Origin of the sequence: Nonomuraea sp. B19D2, assembly GCF_040137845.1 — a bacterium.
Classification (GTDB): Bacteria; Actinomycetota; Actinomycetes; order Streptosporangiales; family Streptosporangiaceae; genus Nonomuraea.
The window spans coordinates 1-18,971 of the sequence record NZ_JBEFAK010000055.1 but is presented as its reverse complement, the minus strand read 5'-3'; the positions used below and the strand labels follow the sequence as shown (position 1 = coordinate 18,971).

General features: G+C 72.1%; 20 protein-coding genes and 2 pseudogenes. 12 read left to right on the top strand and 10 right to left on the bottom strand.

Annotation, left to right across the window (positions count from 1 at the left end; translation table 11 throughout):
* Position 1: 1 nt before the first annotated feature.
* Positions 2-814, bottom strand: coding sequence for a patatin-like phospholipase family protein (locus ABN273_RS50855; protein WP_349456905.1), 813 nt, complete (start codon positions 812-814; stop codon positions 2-4).
* Positions 815-926: 112 nt separating this feature from the next.
* Between ABN273_RS50855 and ABN273_RS50850 the strand changes: the two genes are divergently transcribed.
* Both ABN273_RS50850 and ABN273_RS60005 read left to right on the top strand, forming a co-directional pair.
* Positions 927-1,382 carry a GbsR/MarR family transcriptional regulator gene (locus ABN273_RS50850; protein ID WP_349456904.1) on the top strand — a complete coding sequence of 152 codons (456 nt, stop codon included), beginning with the start codon at positions 927-929 and terminating at the stop codon, positions 1,380-1,382.
* Positions 1,375-1,665, top strand: a pseudogene (locus tag ABN273_RS60005) (hypothetical protein); the annotation flags it as partial. The gene ABN273_RS50850 and the pseudogene ABN273_RS60005, both read left to right, overlap by 8 nt.
* A gap of 83 nt (positions 1,666-1,748) precedes the next feature.
* Here ABN273_RS60005 and ABN273_RS50845 read toward each other — a convergent pair.
* Positions 1,749-2,246 carry an FBP domain-containing protein gene (locus ABN273_RS50845; protein ID WP_349456903.1) on the bottom strand — a complete coding sequence of 166 codons (498 nt, stop codon included), beginning with the start codon at positions 2,244-2,246 and terminating at the stop codon, positions 1,749-1,751.
* A 76-nt stretch (positions 2,247-2,322) separates the two neighbouring features.
* Between ABN273_RS50845 and ABN273_RS50840 the strand changes: the two genes are divergently transcribed.
* The 5 genes from ABN273_RS50840 (at position 2,323) to ABN273_RS50820 (ending at position 6,505) form a co-directional block, all read left to right on the top strand.
* Positions 2,323-2,922: a TetR/AcrR family transcriptional regulator gene (locus ABN273_RS50840; RefSeq protein ID WP_349456902.1), complete on the top strand. Its 600-nt coding sequence runs from the start codon at positions 2,323-2,325 to the stop codon at positions 2,920-2,922.
* Positions 2,919-3,344, top strand: a complete 426-nt coding sequence (locus tag ABN273_RS50835) for an SRPBCC family protein (RefSeq protein ID WP_349456901.1) — start codon at positions 2,919-2,921, stop codon at positions 3,342-3,344. The genes ABN273_RS50840 and ABN273_RS50835 overlap by 4 nt, the downstream gene beginning before the upstream one ends.
* Positions 3,345-3,395: 51 nt before the next feature.
* The gene (locus tag ABN273_RS50830) at positions 3,396-4,649 is read left to right on the top strand and encodes a hypothetical protein (protein ID WP_349456900.1); all 1,254 of its coding nucleotides are present in this window, start codon (positions 3,396-3,398) and stop codon (positions 4,647-4,649) included.
* Between the two features lie 108 nt (positions 4,650-4,757).
* Entirely contained in the window at positions 4,758-5,258 is a 501-nt protein-coding gene (locus ABN273_RS50825) for a MarR family winged helix-turn-helix transcriptional regulator (protein WP_349456899.1), read from the top strand.
* On the top strand, positions 5,249-6,505 hold the full coding sequence (locus ABN273_RS50820) for an MFS transporter (RefSeq protein WP_349456898.1): 1,257 nt from the start codon (positions 5,249-5,251) through the stop codon (positions 6,503-6,505). The genes ABN273_RS50825 and ABN273_RS50820 overlap by 10 nt, the downstream gene beginning before the upstream one ends.
* A gap of 181 nt (positions 6,506-6,686) precedes the next feature.
* Here the strand turns inward: ABN273_RS50820 and ABN273_RS50815 are convergent, their stop codons facing one another.
* Positions 6,687-7,274 (bottom strand): TetR/AcrR family transcriptional regulator, encoded by a 588-nt coding sequence (locus ABN273_RS50815; RefSeq protein ID WP_349456897.1) that lies wholly within the window; start codon positions 7,272-7,274, stop codon positions 6,687-6,689.
* Positions 7,275-7,360: 86 nt separating this feature from the next.
* Here ABN273_RS50815 and ABN273_RS50810 point away from each other — a divergent pair.
* Both ABN273_RS50810 and ABN273_RS50805 read left to right on the top strand, forming a co-directional pair.
* A pseudogene (locus tag ABN273_RS50810) lies at positions 7,361-7,810 on the top strand (NAD(P)-dependent oxidoreductase); the annotation flags it as partial.
* 3 nt (positions 7,811-7,813) lie between these two features.
* On the top strand, positions 7,814-8,227 hold the full coding sequence (locus ABN273_RS50805; protein WP_349456967.1) for an imine reductase family protein: 414 nt from the start codon (positions 7,814-7,816) through the stop codon (positions 8,225-8,227).
* A gap of 74 nt (positions 8,228-8,301) precedes the next feature.
* On the opposite strand, the gene ABN273_RS50800 is transcribed toward ABN273_RS50805, so the two are convergent.
* Both ABN273_RS50800 and ABN273_RS50795 read right to left on the bottom strand, forming a co-directional pair.
* Positions 8,302-9,168 (bottom strand): TIGR03620 family F420-dependent LLM class oxidoreductase, encoded by an 867-nt coding sequence (locus ABN273_RS50800; protein ID WP_349456896.1) that lies wholly within the window; start codon positions 9,166-9,168, stop codon positions 8,302-8,304.
* On the bottom strand, positions 9,165-10,064 hold the full coding sequence (locus tag ABN273_RS50795) for an NmrA/HSCARG family protein (RefSeq protein ID WP_349456895.1): 900 nt from the start codon (positions 10,062-10,064) through the stop codon (positions 9,165-9,167). Before ABN273_RS50795 ends, ABN273_RS50800 begins: the two co-directional genes overlap by 4 nt.
* 118 nt (positions 10,065-10,182) lie before the next feature.
* Between ABN273_RS50795 and ABN273_RS50790 the strand changes: the two genes are divergently transcribed.
* Positions 10,183-10,797 (top strand): TetR/AcrR family transcriptional regulator, encoded by a 615-nt coding sequence (locus ABN273_RS50790; RefSeq protein WP_349456894.1) that lies wholly within the window; start codon positions 10,183-10,185, stop codon positions 10,795-10,797.
* A 203-nt stretch (positions 10,798-11,000) separates the two neighbouring features.
* Here the strand turns inward: ABN273_RS50790 and ABN273_RS50785 are convergent, their stop codons facing one another.
* The 4 genes from ABN273_RS50785 to ABN273_RS50770 all read right to left on the bottom strand — a co-directional run bounded on the left by ABN273_RS50785 (position 11,001) and on the right by ABN273_RS50770 (position 13,803).
* Positions 11,001-11,402: a hypothetical protein gene (locus tag ABN273_RS50785; protein WP_349456893.1), complete on the bottom strand. Its 402-nt coding sequence runs from the start codon at positions 11,400-11,402 to the stop codon at positions 11,001-11,003.
* Positions 11,403-11,481: 79 nt separating this feature from the next.
* Positions 11,482-12,126, bottom strand: coding sequence for a response regulator (locus ABN273_RS50780; RefSeq protein ID WP_349456892.1), 645 nt, complete (start codon positions 12,124-12,126; stop codon positions 11,482-11,484).
* A complete protein-coding gene (locus tag ABN273_RS50775) occupies positions 12,117-13,202 on the bottom strand; it encodes a sensor histidine kinase (protein ID WP_349456891.1) in 1,086 nt (361 codons plus the stop codon). Before ABN273_RS50775 ends, ABN273_RS50780 begins: the two co-directional genes overlap by 10 nt.
* A complete protein-coding gene (locus ABN273_RS50770; protein ID WP_349456890.1) occupies positions 13,186-13,803 on the bottom strand; it encodes a DedA family protein in 618 nt (205 codons plus the stop codon). The genes ABN273_RS50775 and ABN273_RS50770 overlap by 17 nt, the downstream gene beginning before the upstream one ends.
* 110 nt (positions 13,804-13,913) lie before the next feature.
* On the opposite strand from ABN273_RS50770, the gene ABN273_RS50765 reads away from it, so the two are divergent.
* Entirely contained in the window at positions 13,914-16,646 is a 2,733-nt protein-coding gene (locus ABN273_RS50765) for an SCO1167/SCO6262 family helicase (RefSeq protein ID WP_349456966.1), read from the top strand.
* Positions 16,643-17,782, top strand: a complete 1,140-nt coding sequence (locus tag ABN273_RS50760; protein WP_349456889.1) for an SWIM zinc finger family protein — start codon at positions 16,643-16,645, stop codon at positions 17,780-17,782. The genes ABN273_RS50765 and ABN273_RS50760 overlap by 4 nt, the downstream gene beginning before the upstream one ends.
* A 6-nt stretch (positions 17,783-17,788) precedes the next feature.
* Here the strand turns inward: ABN273_RS50760 and ABN273_RS50755 are convergent, their stop codons facing one another.
* On the bottom strand, positions 17,789-18,427 hold the full coding sequence (locus ABN273_RS50755; RefSeq protein WP_349456887.1) for an NAD(P)-dependent oxidoreductase: 639 nt from the start codon (positions 18,425-18,427) through the stop codon (positions 17,789-17,791).
* Positions 18,428-18,971: the final 544 nt, after the last annotated feature.

Here is an 18,971-nt window from a genome sequence, read left to right as displayed (position 1 = left end):
GTCACCGCACCCAGACCGGCTCGATGAGCTTGGCGGCCTCGGGCGCCTGCCGTAGGCCTGCCTGGTAGACCGGCGACCAAGCGGCACGGTTGCCGAGATCGACGCCGAGGGCTTCCTGCGCCGCCGGATCCGGCGCGAGCCGAACCACCGCGCCGTGCGCTGGCGTGTCCGCGGGGAACAGGTGGGCCAGTGGTTCGACGACGATCGCCGCCCGTGCGCCCTCGGCGAGGTCGGCGTTGGTGCCCGACCGGAGCGCACCGTCCATGTAGCGCCGGCCGTTGATCGTGATCGGCGGGGCGCTGCCGGGGAAGGCGGAGCTCGAAGCCACCGCCGCCACCAGCGCCACGCCGCTGGATGCGGTCCACACCAGCGGCTCGCCGGATTCGACGTCCACCGCGGGGATCATCAGCCTCCTGCCCTGGGGCCACTCGCGGCCCCCGATCAGGAACTCCATCCGCGCCAGGTACGCCTCCTCGGCACCGGTCTCGGCAGCCAGCGCGAGCCGGCCGACCCGGCGCAGAGCCGCAGCCGGTTCCAGCGCGGAGTCATTGAGGACGGCGAACGCCTGGCCCAGCCGCTCGTGATCCGTCTTGGCCGCCGGCTCGCCATCCGGGTCGGGAAGCACCGCGAGCCGTTCCAGGTCGTGCCCCGCCGCCAGCGCCGCACCGACGATCGCCCCCGCCGATGTGCCGACGATCAGATCGGCCTGCGCAAGGTCGAGTCCCTCGCGTCGCAACCCGGCGACCAGTCCGGCCATCCAGGCCGTCCCCAGCATCCCACCAGGCCCGAGCACTACCGCTGTCTCTTGACTCATGGCCATCAGCCTGCAACATCAAGTCAACTTGAGGTCAACATCGTCTCGAACGCCCAATGCCGTCTTATGCTAGTTTCAACTAGCATAAGACGGCGCGCCTGGAGGTGAGGCGGTGGCAGAGCCGGAGCATGACGAACTGCGTGCCTGGGTCGAAGAGGTGGCCACGTTCTTCGCCGAGCAGTACGGACACCCACCCATCTCAGGCCGGATCCTGGGCTGGTTGATGGTGTGCGACCCGCCCGAGCAGTCCGCCACGCAGATCGCCGAGGCGATCGGGGCCAGCCGCGCCTCCCTGACCACGAACCTCAACCTGCTCACCGCCTCCGGCCTGGTACGCCGCCGGGCCGGGCAGGGCGAGCGCACCACGTACTTCCGGGTCGACGACGACGCCTGGCCGGAGGTGATCAAGCGGCGGATCGCCACCCTGGCCTCGTTCGCCGACGTCGCCCAGAAAGGCATGGACATGTTCGAGCCCGGCAGCGCCCGCGCGGGCCGGCTGCGGGCGGCGCGCGAGACGTTCGCGTGGATGGCCGGGGCGTTCCAGCGGAACGACGAGCGCGATGTCTAAGGGGTCGGTGGTCGTGTCCGGCGGCGGCATCGGCGGAATCACCGCCGCCATCGCCACGCCGTCACAGGCCGCCTACAACCTGCCAACCTGCGCCTGCCCGACGGGGAGTACGTGCGGCGCTTCGACCCGAAGCTTGACACCGCGCCGATCTGCACCGGCTCCTGGCCGAGCACGTTCCCGCCGGGACCGCCCGTACGGGGGCCACGGTCACCGGGTGAGCACGACGGCGACCGGCGCGAGCGTCCGCCACCGGACAGCGGAAGGCGAGCAGGAGATCGAGGCCGATCTCGTCGTGGGAGCGGACGGCCTCAACAGCACCGTGCGCAGCACGCTCTGGCCGGACGCGCCCCCGCCTGAACGGGGCGGTCACCCGACCACCTTGTCCAGGAAGGACGACAGGTTGGCCCGGGTGCGGGCGACCTTCTCCGTCGGGGTAAGGGACTCATCGACGACTCCGTCCCCCGCGGCCTCCTTCTTGCCGCGCACGTACAGGGAGCAGTCCAGGTCGGTGCAGAGATACTGCCCGACCGAGTTGCCCTGCCGGCCTGCCTCGCCGGTCCGGCGCGCCGTCATCAGCGCCACGCCGCCGCTGGTGTGCGTGGTCAGGCACAGCGAGCACATGCTGCGCGAGGTGAAACCTCGCGACGCACTCGATGTCACCCGCAGCGCGATCCCGACGAGGCCGCCGTCGCGTTCGGCCACCAGGTAGGCGCGTTCGGGCGCGCCCGGATCTCGCCACCCGAGGAAGTCGAGGTCCTCCCACGAGCTGTCGGTGAAGTCTCTGGGAAGGTGGAGACGCTTGCTCTCCCCCTTGGAGCAGTTGACGAACGACGTGCGGATATCGCGCTCAGTGACTGATCTCATGGGCGGGGAGGCTACACATCCTTAAGGGTATTATGCAAATAATTAAAGCCTGTAAGTTTGTGTGAGAGGACGACCGATGGCACGTGCGGGCTTGACCGCGGAACGCCTGACCCGGGCGGCGGCCGACCTGGCCGACGAGATCGGCTTCGAGAACGTGACCGTCTCGGCGCTCGCGCGCGGATTCGGCGTCAAACCGGCCGCCCTGTACGCACACCTCAAGGACGCGCAGGACCTGCGGGTAAGGGTGGCCGAGCTGGCCCTGACCGAGCTCGCCGACCGGGCCGCCGCCGCGCTGGCCGGCCGCGCGGGCAAGGACGCGCTGGTGGCCTTCGCCAACGTCTACCGGGACTACGCCAAGGAGCATCCGGGCAGGTACGCCGCGGCGCAGATCGAGCTCGACCCGCAGACGGCGGCCACTGTCGCGGCAGGTCGGCACGCGGAGCTGACCCGGGCGATTCTGCGCGGTTACGAGCTGCCGGACCCCGACCAGACGGACGCGGTACGGCTGCTGGGCAGCACCTTCCACGGATATGTGTCCCTGGAGACGACGGGCCGGTTCGGCCGCCACCCACGCGACGTGGACATCTCATGGTCCAGGACCCTGGACGCGCTCGACGTCCTGCTCAGACACTGGCCGCCGGCCGCACCGGGCCCGCACCCCGGGGAGTCCCGATGAGACCCGTGCACGTGGCCGCCGCCGTCCACGTGCCGGCACCGCCGGAGCAGGTGTTCGCGATGATCACCGACTGGGAGCGGCACCGGGAGTGGATGTTCATGACCGATGCCCGGCAGGTGGGCGAGCACGCCGTCGAGGCCTACACCGGGGTGAGGCCGTTCGGGTTCCTGGACACGATGACGATCACCCGCTGGGAGCCGCCGTCGCTGGTGCGCGTCACCCACACCGGCCGCGTCGTGCGCGGCGAGGGCGTCATCCGGGTACGGGCGCAAGACGGCGGCAGCCGCGTCGTCTGGGCCGAGCGGCTGCAGTTGCCCCTCGGGCCGCTGGGCCGGGCCCTGTGGCCGCTCATCCGTCCCGTCTGCGCCGCCCTCGTCCGCCACAGCCTGCGCAAACTGGCCACCCTGCGCCCCCGGACCTGACACCCCTTCCCGGCGGCGGAACCTCGACGGCGCGGGCGGTGTAGGCATGACATGGCTCCCTACACCAGACGCCAAGCGCTCCTCCTGTGCGGCGCCGCCGCCGTCCTGTCGGCCTGCGCCGCGGACGAGCGGCCCCAGCCTCCGCCCGCGACGGCCCCACTGCCCGGGCGGCTGTTCGCCGACACCGCCGCCGGGCTGGCCGTCGCCGACCTGGCCGGCGGCACGGTCCGCGCCACCTACCCCGGCACGGTCGCCGAACCCCGCTGGGCCAGGCTCTACCAGCTGCACGACGGCCACCTGCGCACCTACCAGGCCGGCAACGGCACCCTCCTCGACGACCTGCCGACGTCCGCTCTACAGGTCAAGGCCGTCTCCGCCGACCTGGCCGCGCTCGGCCCGCCGCCGGGCCCGCGGACCCGTACCACGATCACCGTGGCCGGCGCCGGACCGCAGCGCACGCTCCACCTCGACGGCAACATCGAACCGGAGGCCTTCTCCACCGACGGCAGCGCGATGTACGTCCTGGACCGCCTGCCCCCGCAGGCCCCCGACCGCTACCGGGTACGCGTGTACGACCTGGACAACGGCACGATGGGCGCCCTGCTGACGCGCGACAAGCGGCAGATCCCGCCAGGGCGGGAGGAGGAGATGCACGGCCAGGGCCGCCAGGCCGTACTCGACCCCGGACAGAACATCCTCTACACCCTCTACACCCACCAGGACGCCCACCTGCACACCCGGGACCTGGCCGCGGGCAAGGACCTCAGCCCAGGAGCGCACGCCTTCGTGCACGTCCTGCACCTCGACCAGCGCTGGGCGTACTGCCTGGACCTGCCGGCCCCGTTCGGGCTCGGCCCGCCCGAGGCGCACGCGCTGGCGGTGGACGGCACACGGCTGTACGTGTTCGACGCCTCCACCGGACGCGTGGTCTCGGCCTCCACCCAGGACCTGACGATCACCCGATCGGGGCTGCTGGCCAAGCTCCTGAGCCCGGCCCCGGCCTCCTCGCCGGTCCGGGACCCGGACGCCGGCGGCCCGGGTGAGGCGTTCGCGGCGGCGGGGGGCGGGCGGCTGTTCATGGCGGCGGGCAACCGGCTGCTGGCCGCCGACGGCGCCACCCTCGCGCCGCAGGCCGCCTGGGACCTGCCGGGGCAGACGCGCGGGCTGGCGTACCTGGAAGGGGAGCTGCTGGCCGGGGCCGGCGAGCAGGTGCTGCGCCTGGAGCCGGGCACGGGCGCCCGCCTGGGCGCCATAACGCTCCCGGGCCTGCGCGCGCTCCGCCACGCCGAACGCACCGCCGGATGATCTCGCCGACACCGCCCGCAGGCTCCGCCCGGCCACCGCGATCAACCCTTGTCTGCACGGCACCGTAAATCCAACAGTACTTATATAAGCTCTGTTACAATCATCCTCATGGCCGACCCTCAAGCGCTCGATCCCACCCAGCAGAGCCTCTGGCGCCCTCTGCGACTTCTCCAAGCGTCCATGGACGCCGACATCGCCCAGATCTACTCCGAGGGGCAGATCGAAGGGCTCAAGCCGAGCTTCGTGATGGAGTTGCTCCGGCTCAATGCCTGCGGGCCCATGACCATCACCGAACTGGCCGAGTCGGTCGGACGGACGCATTCGGCACTCAGCCAGAAGGTCGCCGCCATGCGCGCGGCCGGCTGGGTGCAGACCATCGCGGGCGACGACGCGCGCAGCAAGAAGGTGACACTCACCGACAACGCCCGCAGCATCATCGGCCGCCTGGCGGCGGAGTGGCGGGCCACCGAGGCCGCCGTCGCCGACCTCGAGGCAGAGCTTCCCTATCCGCTCTCCCGCGTCGTCGCCGACATCGAGCAGGCCCTCGAGCGCAAGAGCTTCCACGACCGGATCGCCGAGAAGCTGGCGGAGGACCCCGCATGGGGCTGAAGCACACCCTGCTCGACGTGACCCCGCTACGGTCGTCACCGCAGTTCCGGCGGTTATGGATCGGCCAGGCCCTGTCCGGGTTCGGCAGCCAGATGACGCTCGTCGCCGTGATGTTCCAGGTCTGGCAGACGACCAAGAGCACCGCCTGGACCGGCGCCGTCGGCCTGGCCGGGGCGATTCCGCTGGTCGTGCTCGGGCTCTTCGCCGGATCGCTCGTCGACCGCGTCGACCGGCGCAAGGTCTACCTGCTCACGACCGGCGGACTGGCTGTTTGCTCGCTCCTGCTCGCCCTTCAGGGCTTCCTCGGGCACCTGCCGGCCGCCGGGGTTCTGGCGCTGGTCGCCGCGCAATCCTGCTTCGCCGCCGGCGGCGGCCCGGCCTCGCGCACCTTCATCCCGCACCTGCTGCCCAAGCACCAGCTGGCCGCCGGGCTGGCGCTGAACCGGATCGCCTTCCAGGGCGCCATGCTGATGGGCCCCGCGCTGGGCGGGCTGATCGTGGGCTGGCTGGGAGTCGGCGGCTGCTACCTGATCGACGCGCTGACCTTCGGCGCCGCGCTCTACGGTGCGTTCGGCTTGCCGCGGATGAGCCCCGGAGCCGAGCCCTCCCGCCCCGGCCTGCGCGGAGTGGCGGACGGCCTGCTCTTCTTGGCCCGCACTCCCGTCGTCCGCGGCGCCCTGCTCACGGACCTGGCCACCACCGTGCTGTCGATGCCGATCAGCCTGTTCCCCTTGATCAACGCAGAACGGTTCGGCGACAATCCGCGCACCCTCGGCCTGTTCCTCACCGCCATAGCCGTCGGCGGCGTCGCCGCCTCCCTGTTGTCCGGGACATTCACCCGGCTCCCCCGCCCCGGCCTGGTCATGCTCGGCGGATCCGCCACATGGGGCGCGGCCCTCGCGCTGTTCGGCATGTCGCCCCACCCGTGGATCGGGCTCGCCTTCCTCGTCCTGGCCGGCGCCGCCGACACCATCACCGTGGTGTCCCGCAGCACCATCGTCCAGCTGCACACCCCGAACGAACTACTCGGCCGGGTCGGCGCCGCCGAACAGATCGTCGGGCAAGCCGGCCCCGACATCGGCAACCTGCGCGCAGGCCTCGTCGCGGACGCCACCACGGGGACGGCAGCCGTGATCGGCGGCGGCCTGCTGTGCCTCGGCGCCGTCGCCGTGGTGGCCGCCATCACGCCGGACCTGCGTTCGTCCCCAGCGGCGTCCCCTGACGCCACAGCCTCAACCAGCCCATAAGCCCGGCTCCCCTCGAGATCAGCCAGACGGAGGCGCGGGTTGCCGGGACGAAGGGCGCGGCGATGATGGCATGGCGACCACCGAGGCGCTCAGAGAGCCGGCACGACGGGCACAAGCCTGACGGTGCGAGCCCGAACGAAGTGTCCAGCAAGGCCGCGCCTGACGCACCGGCCGGACCGGTTCAACCCCGCCGGTAGGAGTCGATGAGCCGTGCGAGATGCCTGCCGGCGATCTCCAGCGGCGCCTCGTCCTGGGACACCTGCGCCGCCAGCTCCGCGCCCTCCAGCATGTTGATCACGCTGTGGGCGAGGTCGTGCGCCACGTCGTCGGCGAAGCCGGCGCGGCCGAGTTTGTCGCGGACCAGCGTGCGCCAGTTGTCGTAGGCGTTCTCTGCCGCCTGCTGGATCTCGGGCACCCGGCCGGCGCTCTCCAGCGCCGTGGTGGTGACGGGACAGCCGTCCAGCCAGCCGGACTCGCGCAGCCCCTTGGCCAGGTCGCGGGTGCAGGCGACGATCGCCGCGGCCGGATCGTCCTCCTGGTCGAACGCCGCGCGCAGGAATTCTGCGAACTCTCTGTCCCCGTGACGGACCGCCTCGACCGCCAGTTCCTTCTTGCCGCCGGGGAAGAAGTGGTAGACCGAGCCGAGTGTGGCCTGGGCCTCCTGGGAGATCTGCTTGAGGCCCGTCGCCTCGTACCCCTGCCGCTGCATCAGGCGAGAGGTTGTCCGGACGATCCGCTCCCGGGTGCCGATCTCGTGCTTGGTCCGCATGGCTCCCATCGTACTGGATAGAGCGTTCGTTCTAGTCGTGTGCTACCGTGCCGTCTGGATAGAGCGTTCGTTCTAGTGGCGAGGAGAGCCGGATGAAGTCCGTGACGGTGATCGGGTTGGGCCCCATGGGGCAGGCCATGGCCAGTGCCTACCTCGACAGCGGCTACGAGGTGACCGTGTGGAACCGCACGCCTGCCAGGTCAGAGGAGCTGGTGGCGCGGGGCGCGAGGAGAGCGGAATCCGTCGAGGCGGCGCTCACCACCAACGAGCTGGTCGTGCTGAGCCTGACCGACTACGACGCGATGGATGCCATCCTCGCGCAGGCCCCGCGTACCGCCCTGGCCGGACGCACCCTGGCCAACCTCACCTCCGACACCCCGGACAGGGCACGACAGGCGGCGGCGTGGCTGGCCGAGCGCGGGGCCGTGCAGATCACCGGAGGCGTGCAGGTGCCGCCTCCAGGCATTGGCACGCCGGACGCCATGACGTACTACAGCGGCCCCAAAGACGCCATCAAGGCGCACCGGCCCGCCCTCGAGGTGCTGACCGGGATCGAATACCTCGGCGAGGACCAGGGACTGGCGGCGCTGTACTACCAGATCGGGATCGGCATGTTCTGGACGGCGCTGGCAGGCTACCTGCACGGCCAGGCGGTGGCGGAGGCCAACGGCATCTCGGCGGAGGATTTCCTGCCGCACGCCGTGAAGACCATGGACCTCCGCTATTTCCTGGAGTTCTACGCGCCACGCATCACCGCGGGCCACCACGAGGGGGACGTCGACCGGATCTCCATGGGCGTGGCGAGCCTGGAACACGTGCTGCACACCACACAGGCATCCGGCGTGGACGGCTCACTTCCGGCCGCCGTCCTGAAGATCTTTCGCCAAGGCGTCACCGCCGGCCATGGCCAAGACAGCCTCACGAGCTTGGTCGGCGTGCTGAAGCGGCGCTGATCTCGTTGCCGGCACTCCTGCGTGTGGTGCGTCGGCTTTGCCGGAGCGCGCCGGCCAGGTGACGAAGTGCCGGCTCACAACAGCTGTGCGGCAAGCTCCTCCCATTGACGCAGTGGCGGCTGATCCGGTGTGGCCGTGAGCACGTGCAGGCTGACGTGATCCGCACCGGCGTCGAGGTGCTCACCGACCCGCCGGGCGATGTCCTCAGGGCCGCCGGTGGCCACCAGCGCTTCGACCAGCCGATCGTCAAGGGCCCCGGCGTTGTGAAATCCCAGCCCGCGCAGCAGCGTCAGCCGGTTGGGCAGGGCGGCGGCCGCGTGGGTGCGGGCCAGCTCGGCCGCGCGGGAACGGGACGGATCCACGACCACGAGCTGGGTGACCGCGAGCAGCGGCCGCGGTCCGAGCAGGCTTCTTGCGTGGCGGGTGTGCTCGACCGGCATGCCCAGCGGGTGGGCGCCGCGCGCTCGTTCGGCGGCGAGCCTGAGCATCCTGGGGCCCAGCGCGGCCAGGACCCGAGGCGGTGCCAGGATCGGCGGGCCGAACGGGGCGGCGTCCATCGCGTCCAGATAGCGGCGCATCGTCGCCAGCGGCGGGCCGAAGCGGTGGCCGCGCACGCCGGTGACCAGGGCGGGATGGCTGATCCCGAGACCGAGCAGGAACCGGCCGGGAAATGCCTCCACAAAAGTGCGCTGCGCGGCTGCGGTGGTAACCGCGTCCCGGGCGTAGACGCTGGCGGTGCCGGTGGCGATGACGGTCTGCCGAGTGGCCGACAGCAGCAGGGCGGCCTGCGCCATCGCCTCGCGGCCGGTCGTCTCGGGGAACCACAGGGCCGGGTAGCCGAGGTCCTCGATCAGCGCGGCCGCTCGGCGCAGGACGGGGGCGGGACAGCGGTCCATCTCGCCCGCCCAGATGCCGACCCGTCCGAGGTCGGGGGCGCTCATCGGTCCTGGGCGGCCAGGAAGCCGGCGATCTGGGCCGCTCCGGTCCGGGCCAGCCAGGTACGCAGGTCCAGCAAGCCGGGGTGCAGCGCGCGGGCGAAGGAGACGTCGGCGCGCCAGCCGCGTTCGTTGAGCCAGGTGTAGGCGAAGGCGAACTCCTCGCCGGCCTGGGCGATCACCTCGAGCGGAAGCTGCACGTACGGCAGCGGCCGGCCGAGGGCCGTGGAGATGGCCGCGGCGATCTGTACCGGAGTCAGCTCGTCGCCTGCCAGATCCACCGCCCGGCCGATCCACTCGCCCGGCCGGGCGAAGGCCAGGGCGGCGAAGACGCCGACGTCGTCGACGGCCATGATCTGCTGCGGCACGTCGGCGGCGAACGCGGTGGCCACGGCGCCGTCGTGCAGATGGTACGAGCCGGTGTAGTTCTCCATGAACGAGACCGGCCGCAGGAAGGTCGCGGGCAGGCCCAGCCGGGTGATGTGCTGTTCGATCCGCCACTTGCTCACCACGTTCTGCGGCAGTTGCTCGGTGTTGTGGCGGCCCGCACCGGCGACCGAGGCGTAGACCAGATGCCGCACACCGGCGGCGTGTGCCGCCTCGGCGACGTTGCCGCCCCAGCGGACCTCGTCCTCGGCGGAGAAGCCCGCCGGCGTGCCCGGGGAGCCGACGGTGGGCTGCACGCTGAACAGGCCGTGGGCGCCTTCAGCCACGGCGATGAGCGAGGCGACGTCGTCCATCTCGGCGCGGACGAGCTCGGCACCCGCCCGCGCCAGCGCTCGGGGCCCAGCGGCGTCCGGATCGCGCGTCACCGCTCGTACCAGCCAGCCGTCGGCGAGCAGACGCGCCGTCACGGCCCGGCCCTGCAGGCCGGTCGCCCCCACCACCACGATCGTCTTCACGAAATGTCTCCAGAAAGTAGGCATGCGGAGGGCACCCACTTAAATGGGGGATCCCTCCGGTTCTGGGTCAGTACGATATGGAGGGTCACCCCGTTTCCGCAAGCTCGCCGGAGATCACATGTCGCAGGACAGCCGTACGACGTCGCCCGCGCGGCCGATGCGTGCGGACGCGCGCCGCAACTACGACCGCATCCTGGCCACGGCCGCCGAGGCCATCGCCGAGCACGGAGCCGAGGCGTCCCTGGAGGAGATCGCCCGGCGCGCGGGCGTCGGCTCGGCCACGCTGCACCGGCACTTCCCCTCCCGGCAACGGCTGCTCGAGGCCGTCTTCCGGGACAAGGTCGAGGCCCTGTGCGCCACGGCCGGCGACCTGGCCGCCGGGCCGGATCCGGAGCAGGCGCTGGTGACCTGGCTTCGCGCCGTCGCCACACACGCCGTGTCCAACCGCGGCCTGGCCGCCTCGCTGATGAGGGGCGCCCAAGACGGCGACCCCACCCTGGGCACCACCTGCCACACCATGATCGTGAACGCCGGAGAGGGCCTGCTGGCCCGCGCCCGCCAGGCGGGCGCCGTACGGGAGGACGTATCGATCACAGACCTGCTCAAGCTCGCCAACGCCATCTCCCTGGCCGTCGAGCAGGAACCCGACGGCATGGCACAGGCCGACCGGCTGCTCAACCTCGCGCTCACCGGAGTGCGACCTGCGGGGCCGAGACGACACCACCGTTCCTGAGCAGCGTTGCATGCCAGAAAGGACCTTCTCCGGTCTGACCCACGAGAAGCAACCCAGGCGGAGCATGCTCTCCGCCCGCACCCATTCCGCGGACGCGTCTACAGCGTGCGAGCGCCGTTCCGCCGTGACCACGATTCACTCCCGACCCGTGGACGGTTCCGCGACGAGATCAGGGGCGCGACTCGTCAACCAGCCAGGCGCGCCTATCCCTGCTTGCCGCCGGTGAAGGGGGCCTCGCCGTCCTTGAGCGCGCGAAAGCGCAGCGCCGACCACACCTCGTCCACCGCCACCTGCCCGTTGGGACGCAGCCCGTACTCGCCCACGATCGGCCACAGCGTGTCCCGGTTGATGTCCGCCTTGTTCCCCTTGGGGTAGGCGACCCACACGACCGGCGGCGTGGTGACCTGGTCGTGGTGCCGGTCCAGGACCTGCCGGGCCGCGGCGGCGTCGGCGGCGAAGACGAGCGCCACATCCGCCTCCTCGAGGTCCTCGACGTGGCGCGCGCCCTCGGGCAGCGGCCCGAGGAGCGGCAGGTGTGCGGCGTCGGAGATCCACACCTTGGACTCCGGCTTGATGAGCAGCTTGGCCGCGACGGTCTTGCTCATGGCGGGTTCAGCTCCCTTCGTCGGTGGAATGCCCCAACCATTCCACCGACAAATAAGATTGTCAAGACGACTTTGATTGTCAGGACTTCAGGAAGTGCAGCACGGCCAGCACGCGCCGGCTGTAACCGGTCGTGTGCGACAGGCGCAGCTTGTCGAACAGGGAGTTCACGTGCTTCTCCACCGCGCTCTGCGACACGTGCAGCCCCTGGGCGATCGAGGCGTTGGTCAGCCCCTGCGCCATCAGCTCCAGCACCTCCCGCTCCCGCGCCGTCAGCCGCGCCAGGGGGTCCACCTGCGTGGTGCGGGCCAGCAGCTGGCGCACCACCTCCGGATCGAACGCCGCCCCGCCCGCGCCCACCCGCTCCAGCGCGTCCAGGAAGTCGCCCACCTGCGCCACCCGGTCCTTCAGCAGGTAGCCGACGCCTTCGACGTCCGCGCTCATCAGCTCGGTGGCGTACCTCTTCTCCACGTACTGCGACAGCACCAGCACCTTGACCTCGCTCCAGCGCCGCCTGATCTCCAGCGCCGCCCGCAGACCCTCGTCGGTGTGGGTCGGCGGCATGCGTACGTCCACCACCACGATGTCCGGCCGGTGCTCGGCCACCGCCGCCACCAGCGCGTCGCCGTCGCTGACCGCGGCCGGCACCTCGTGGCCCTCCTCCAGCAGCAGCCGTACCAGGCCCTCGCGCAGCAACGTGGAGTCCTCGGCCAGGATCACCCGCACGGCAGCACCGCCGTGATCGTCGTCGGCCCGCCCGCCGGGCTGCGCACCTCGAACGTGCCGTCCAGCGCCGCCACCCGCCTGGCCAGCCCGGACAGGCCGCCGCCCGACGCCTGCGCGCCGCCCGCGCCGTCGTCTCGCACCCGTACGACCACCGCGGCGTCCTCCTCGTGCACCTCGACCGTGATGAGCGTGGCGCCGGCGTGCTTGGCGGCGTTGGTGACGGCCTCGCACACCACGAAGTACGCCGCAGCCTCCACCGCCATGGGCGGCCGACGCCGCAGGTCGCAGGCTACCCGCACCGGAACACCCGAACGCTCGGCCACCCCCGCCAGAGCCTCGCCCAGACCGAGGGAGTCCAGGCCGCTCGGGTAGACCCGCCAGGCCACCTCGCGCAGCTCGGCCAGCGCCTGCTGAGCCTCCTGGTGCGCCTGCCCCAGCAGCTCGGGGCGGCCCCGCCGGGCGCGGCCGATCAGCATCGACAGCGCCACCAGGCGCTGTTGCAGCCCGTCGTGCAGGTCACGCTCGATGCGGCGGCGCTCGGAGTCGACCGCGGCCACGATCCCGGCCCGGCTCTCGGCCAGCTCGGCGATCCTGCGCTCCAGCGCCTGCGTCGGGTCGGGACCCAGCATCCGCAGCGCCAGCCGCCGCTCCAGCGCGTGCACCCCGACCACGCCCGACAGGTCCAGGAACAGCAGCACCACCCCGCCCACCACGAAGTAGGCGACCAGCGGGATCGACGGCAGCATCCCGTCGAACGGCTCGCCGCGGCCCCACGCCGCGAGGATGAGGACCGCCGCGCCGGCCCCGTACACGAGCAATGTGATCACCAGCCCGCCCAGCACGCCCACCGGGACGCGGGCGGCCAGGTAGGGCAACGGCCTGCCCTCCTGCAGGGCGTCGGGGTCCAGGCGCAGGCGGCGCGCCTCGAGGCGGGCCAGCCGCCGGGCCGCCGCGCCGACGTTCGGATTGCCCAGGAACGGCAGCGCCAGCAGCAGGAACACCAGCTCGGCCGGCGCGGTGAGGGCGCCCAGCGCCACCGCGCCCAGCAGTCGCAGCCCCTCAGCGGCGAGTCGCATGCCTGCCCCTGCGCCGCTCGGCCAGCCGCACGCCGACGAACACCAGGATCGCCAGCACCACCACCGCGATCACCACCTTGGTGCCGACGCCCACATAGGTCTCCACCACCGACCAGTTGTCACCCAGCAGGTAGCCGGCCATCACGAAGATCGTGTTCCAGATGAGGCTGCCGGCGCTCGTCAGCAGCGTGAACGTCACCAGCGGCATCCGCTCCACGCCCGCCGGAATCGAGATGAGGCTGCGGAAGAGGGGGATCATGCGGCCGAAGAACACCGTCTTGCGGCCGTGCTTGAGGAACCACGCCTCGGTCTTCTCGATGTCGGACGGCTTGACCAGGGGGAGCTTGGCGGCGATGGCCAGCGTGCGCTCGCGGCCCAGCAGCGCCCCCACCCAGTACAGCGCCAGCGCCCCGATGACCGAGCCGAGCGTCGTGCACACCAGCACGTCCAGCAGGTCCATCTGCCCCCTGCCGGCGGTGAAGCCCGACAGGGGCAGGATCACCTCGCTGGGGAGGGGCGGGAACAGATTTTCCAGCGCGATCGCAAGCCCCGCCCCAGGCGCTCCAAGGCTCTCCATCAGTCCAACCAGCCAATCAGTCATAGGCTCAAGGCTAGGGATGATCGGATATGCCGGGAATGAGGTGGACTTCTGATCGGAAGGTGTGGGAAACCCCACCCCGCCGTACCGTACACTGTACGGCCGTGAGCTCGATGACGGATCTCGTACGGCACTCGGCAGTCTTCCAACCCGGCGACCCACCCAGGTCCGGGCACATGGTCTTCCTCGACCCGGACGGGCCGTCCGCGGTGACGGTGGCCGAGCCGCACGGGGGCACCCGGCAGGTCGCGGCCAGGCTCGTCCCGGTGGGCGAGGCGGTGGCGGCGCTGGCCAGGGCGCGCGTGGCCGCGCAGGCCCACCCGGCGGCCCGCTTCTGGGGCGCGGTCGCGCTGGTGGCACTCCAGCTCGTCACCCGGGGCCGCATCCTGCCGGGGGTGACGGCGGGCGATCACGACTCCTGGCGCGCCGGCCCGCTGGACGCCGCCGACGCCCAGCGCATCCGCGAACTGGCCGCCGCCATGCCCGCCTCCGCCCGCGCCCTCCCCCTCGACGGGCCACCCGGCCCGGCCGGGACCGGTGACGAGCAGCCGGGCGAGGTGTGGCTGCCCGAGGCGGAGCCGCTCGTGCGGGCGTTCCTCGACGCGGTCGCCGACGCCATGCCCCGCTCCCCCGGCGCCGTGCGGGCCACCGGACTGACCGCCTACGCCGCCGCCAAGCCCGTCAAGGTGCCGCACCTGCGCCCCTGGGCCGAGGAGGTGGCGGCCGGGCTCGACTCCGGCGTACGGCTGTCGCTGCGGCTGGAGGCCGACGACCTGGCCGCCGCCGAGTTCCGCGCCGTCCTCCAGCTGCACAGCCTGGCCGACCCCGCACTCGTCGTGGACGCCGCCGACCTGTGGCGCGGCCACGACCCGGGCTTCGGCCCCCGTGCCAGGATCGAGACCACCCTGGCCGTGCGCCGCGCCGCCCGTACCTGGCCCCGCCTGGAGCGCCTGCTCGACAGCGCCGTGCCCGACGAGCTCACGCTCACCGACGGCGACGTCGAAGACCTGCTGGCCGGAGCCGCCGAGCGCCTGGCCGCCGCCGGGGTCGAGGTGCACTGGCCCAAGGCCCTCGTACGCGGCCTGAGCGCCCGCGCCGTCATCGGCGAACGCGACAGCAAGCCGTCCGACATGCCGTCGTTCCTCGGCGGACACCACCTGACCAGCTTCGACTGGCAGCTCGCCCTCGGCGGCCGGCGCCTGACCGCCGAGGAGATGGACCGCCTGGCCGAGGCGCACCGCCCCGTCGTACGGCTGCGCGACCAATGGGTCCTCATCGAACCCGACCTGGCCCGCAAGGCCCGCCAGCGCGACCTCAAGCCCCTGACCGGCATCGAGGCCCTCGGGGCCGCCCTGACCGGCACGGTCGAGGTCGACGGCGAGCAGGTCGCCGTCGAGCCCACCGCCTGGCTGCGCGAGCTGCGTGAACGCCTGTCCGAGCCCGCCGACGCCGACCCGCCCGACGGGCTGGCCGCCACGTTGCGCGACTACCAGCTGGCCGGGCTGCGCTGGCTGGCCCGGCTCACCTCACTCGGCCTGGGCGGCTGCCTGGCCGACGACATGGGCCTGGGCAAGACGATCACGCTCATCGCCCTGCATCTGCACCGCTCAGGCACCGGCCCCACGCTCGTGGTGTGCCCGGCCTCGCTGCTGGGCAACTGGGAGCGGGAGATCGCCAGGTTCGCGCCCGGCGTGCCCGTGCGCCGCTTCCACGGCTCGAGCCGCACGCTGGCCGAGGAGGGGTTCGTGCTGACCACGTACGGCACCATGCGCATGGACGCGGCCCGCCTGGCCGCGCACCCCTGGGGCCTGCTGGTGGCCGACGAGGCCCAGCACGTCAAGAACCCCGCCTCCGGCACCGCCAAGGCGCTGCGGGAGATCCCCGCCGCCGCCCGCGTCGCGCTGACCGGCACCCCCGTGGAGAACAACCTGTCGGAGCTGTGGGCCATCCTCGACTGGACCACGCCGGGGCTGCTGGGCCCGCTGGCCAGGTTCAGGGCACGCTGGGCGAAACCCGTCGAATCCGGCGACAGCGCGGCGGCCGAACGCCTGTCGCGGCTGGTCGGGCCGTTCCTGCTGCGCCGCCGCAAGAGCGACCCCGGCATCGCGCCCGAGCTGCCGCCCAAGACCGAGACCGACCGTCCCGTCGCGCTCACCACCGAGCAGGCCGGCCTGTACGAGGCCGTCGTACGCGAGATCATGGCCCAGATCGCCGACGCCCGCGGCATGGCCAGGCGCGGCCTCATCGTCAAGCTCCTGACCGGGCTCAAGCAGATCTGCAACCACCCCGCCCAGTACCTGCACGAGAGCGAGCCGCGCCTGACCGGCCGCTCGGGCAAGCTGGAACTGCTGGACGAGCTCGTCGACACCATCGTCGCCGAGGACGGCGCGGTGCTGGTCTTCACCCAGTACGTCACCATGGCCCGTCTCCTGGAACGGCACCTGACCTCCAGGGGCGTGAGCACCCAGCTCCTGCACGGCGGCACCCCGGTCGCCCGCCGCGAGGAGATGGTCGCGCGCTTCCAGGACGGCCGGGCACCGGTGTTCCTGCTGTCGCTCAAGGCCGCCGGCACCGGCCTGAACCTCACCCGCGCCGACCACGTCATCCACTACGACCGCTGGTGGAACCCGGCCGTCGAGGACCAGGCCACCGACCGCGCCTACCGCATCGGCCAGACCCGGCCCGTCCAGGTGCACCGCCTGATCACCGAGGGCACGATCGAGGACCGCATCGCCGAGATGCTCGCCGCCAAACGCGCGCTCGCCGAAGCCGTGCTCGCCTCCGGAGAGGCCGCCCTCACCGAGCTGACCGACGCCGAACTCGCTGCTCTCGTGGAGCTGAGATGACCGCCGCACGTGGATTTCCCGCCTTCCCCCCGCAGCGCGCCGGGGCCCGCTTCGCCACCTCCTGGTGGGGGCGCGCCTGGGTCAAGGCCGTGGAGGACACCTCGCTCGACCACGTCCTGCTGCGCAAGGGCCGCGCGTACGCCAAGACGGGCCAGATCGGGCCCATCACCGTCAGCCCCGGGCGCATCGCCGCCGTCACCGAGAGCGAGTACGACACCGTCGTACGCGTCGAGCAGCTCACCGACGCCGCCTGGGAACGCTTCCTCGACCAGGTCGCCGCCAAGAGCGGCCACATCGCCGCCCTGCTCGACGGTGACATGCCGCACGACCTGGTCGAAGCGGCCGAGGACGCCGCCGTGCCGCTGCTGCCCGCCGTCGGCGACCTGGAGCCGGAGTGCTCCTGCCCCGACTGGGGTCACCCCTGCAAGCACGCCGCCGCGCTGTGCTACCAGGCGTCGTGGCTGCTGGACGCGGACCCGTTCGTGCTGCTGCTGATGCGCGGGCGCGGCGAGCGGGAGCTGGTCGAGGCGCTCCAGCGCCGCGGCACTCCCGGCGACGACACACCGGCCGCGCAGGAGGCTGAGGGCGTGGCGGCGGGCGAGGCGTTCGCGGCGGGCGTGCCACCGCTGCCCGAGCCCCCGCCGCTCGAGGTCGCCTTCGCCGCGCCCGCCCTGGACCCGCCCGCGGACCGGACGCCGGGCGTGGACGTGGCCGCCCTGCGGGTGCTGGCCGCCTCGGCCGCCTCCCGGGCACGCGAGCTGCTGCTGCACGGGCGTCTGCCGGAGCTCACCGAGTACCAGGACCGGGTACGCCTGGCCGCCGACCACGACCTCGACCTCGGACTCGAGGCGGCCGTGCAGGCATGGAGGTACGGCGGCACGCACGGCCTGGACGTGCTCGAGCGCCCCTGGACGCCGCCCCGCCCGGACCTGGCCAGAGCGCAGGCCCTGCTGGAGGCCGGATGGGAGGGCGAGCACCCGCCGCAGGTGGAGGCGTGGCGCAACCGCTGGACCCTCGGCCCCCTGCAACTGCGTTACGGCCGGGACGGCCGCTGGTACCCCTTCACCCTGCGCGACGGCGCGTGGTGGCCCGCCGGACCGCCCGAGCGCGACCCTTCGGCGCTCGTCACCGGATAGACCGGGCTAGGACGCCACCGAGATGACGTGGCGGATGGAGGTGTGGTCGCCGACCAGGCCGAGCATGCAGTGGGCCAGGTCGGCGCGGGTGGTGCTCATGCCGCCCCTGATGTTGAGGTCGCGGGCCGTGCGGTAGCGGGCGCTGCGCCCGCCGTCGGTCAGGCGCGAGGGCCGGACGATCGTCCAGTCCAGATCGCTGGCGCGCAGCAGCCGCTCGGCCGCGGCCAGGTCGGCGTAGTTGTGGCGAAAAATGCGCTGCACGATGAGCGGCTTGAGCACGTACCGCGTGAACGGGCCGTCGCCCGCGTCGGTGACCAGGCCGCTGGCGCTGACCATCAGCAGCCGCCGGGCCCCCACCCGCGTCATGGCCTTGATCAGGGAGGCGGTGCTGTCGAACAGCACCGTGGTGGGGCCGCGGTGGCGCGCGCCCATAGCCGTCAGCACCGCGTCGCGGCCCTTGACCGCCGAGACGATGGCGTCGGGGTTCATCACGTCGGCCTCGACGACGTCCAGGCGGTCGCGCAGCTCGGCGGGCAACCTGGACGCGTCCCGCACGACGGCGGTGACCTCGTGGCCGAGGTCGAGTGCTTGGCGCAGGAGCTGCTGTCCCGTGCCGCCGGTCGCGCCGAAGACCGCGAGTCTCATCGGTGTCGCCCTCCTCGGTTGGTGAATACTCACTCACCCTAACGGGCAGGACCGCCACCCGCGCAGGCGGGTGGCGCTCAACCCCCTGACCAGCGGCAATACGCTGCAGTCCGTACGGCGGGCGCATCGCACCCGCGCAAAGATCTTCTTCCTCCTGCCCTAACGTGGCGCGGCATGCGTGAAGCAGCGCCGTACGCTCGGGACTGAGCCGGGCACCCCAGCACGGTGAGTCTCGGGGTGCTCGGCGCCTGCCCAGGAGGAGGCCGGCGTCGGCGGCCGGCACCCGCATGGAAGCGGGCAATCCGATCTATCTCACCGCCGGCCGGCTCTGACCGGAACGATCTGGCAGCCCTCCGCGGCCTCATCGAGCAGGGGAAGATCACCCCGGTCATCGATCGGACGTACCCGTTGGCGGAGCGATCGGAGATCTAGGGCGCGGACCCCTGGCTTCAGCCATGGGGGTAAGCCCTTCTGTCGAATCTTTGAGCGGTAGATAGATCAACTCCGTATATTGATCCGTGTGGCTGTGACCTTGCGCACGAAC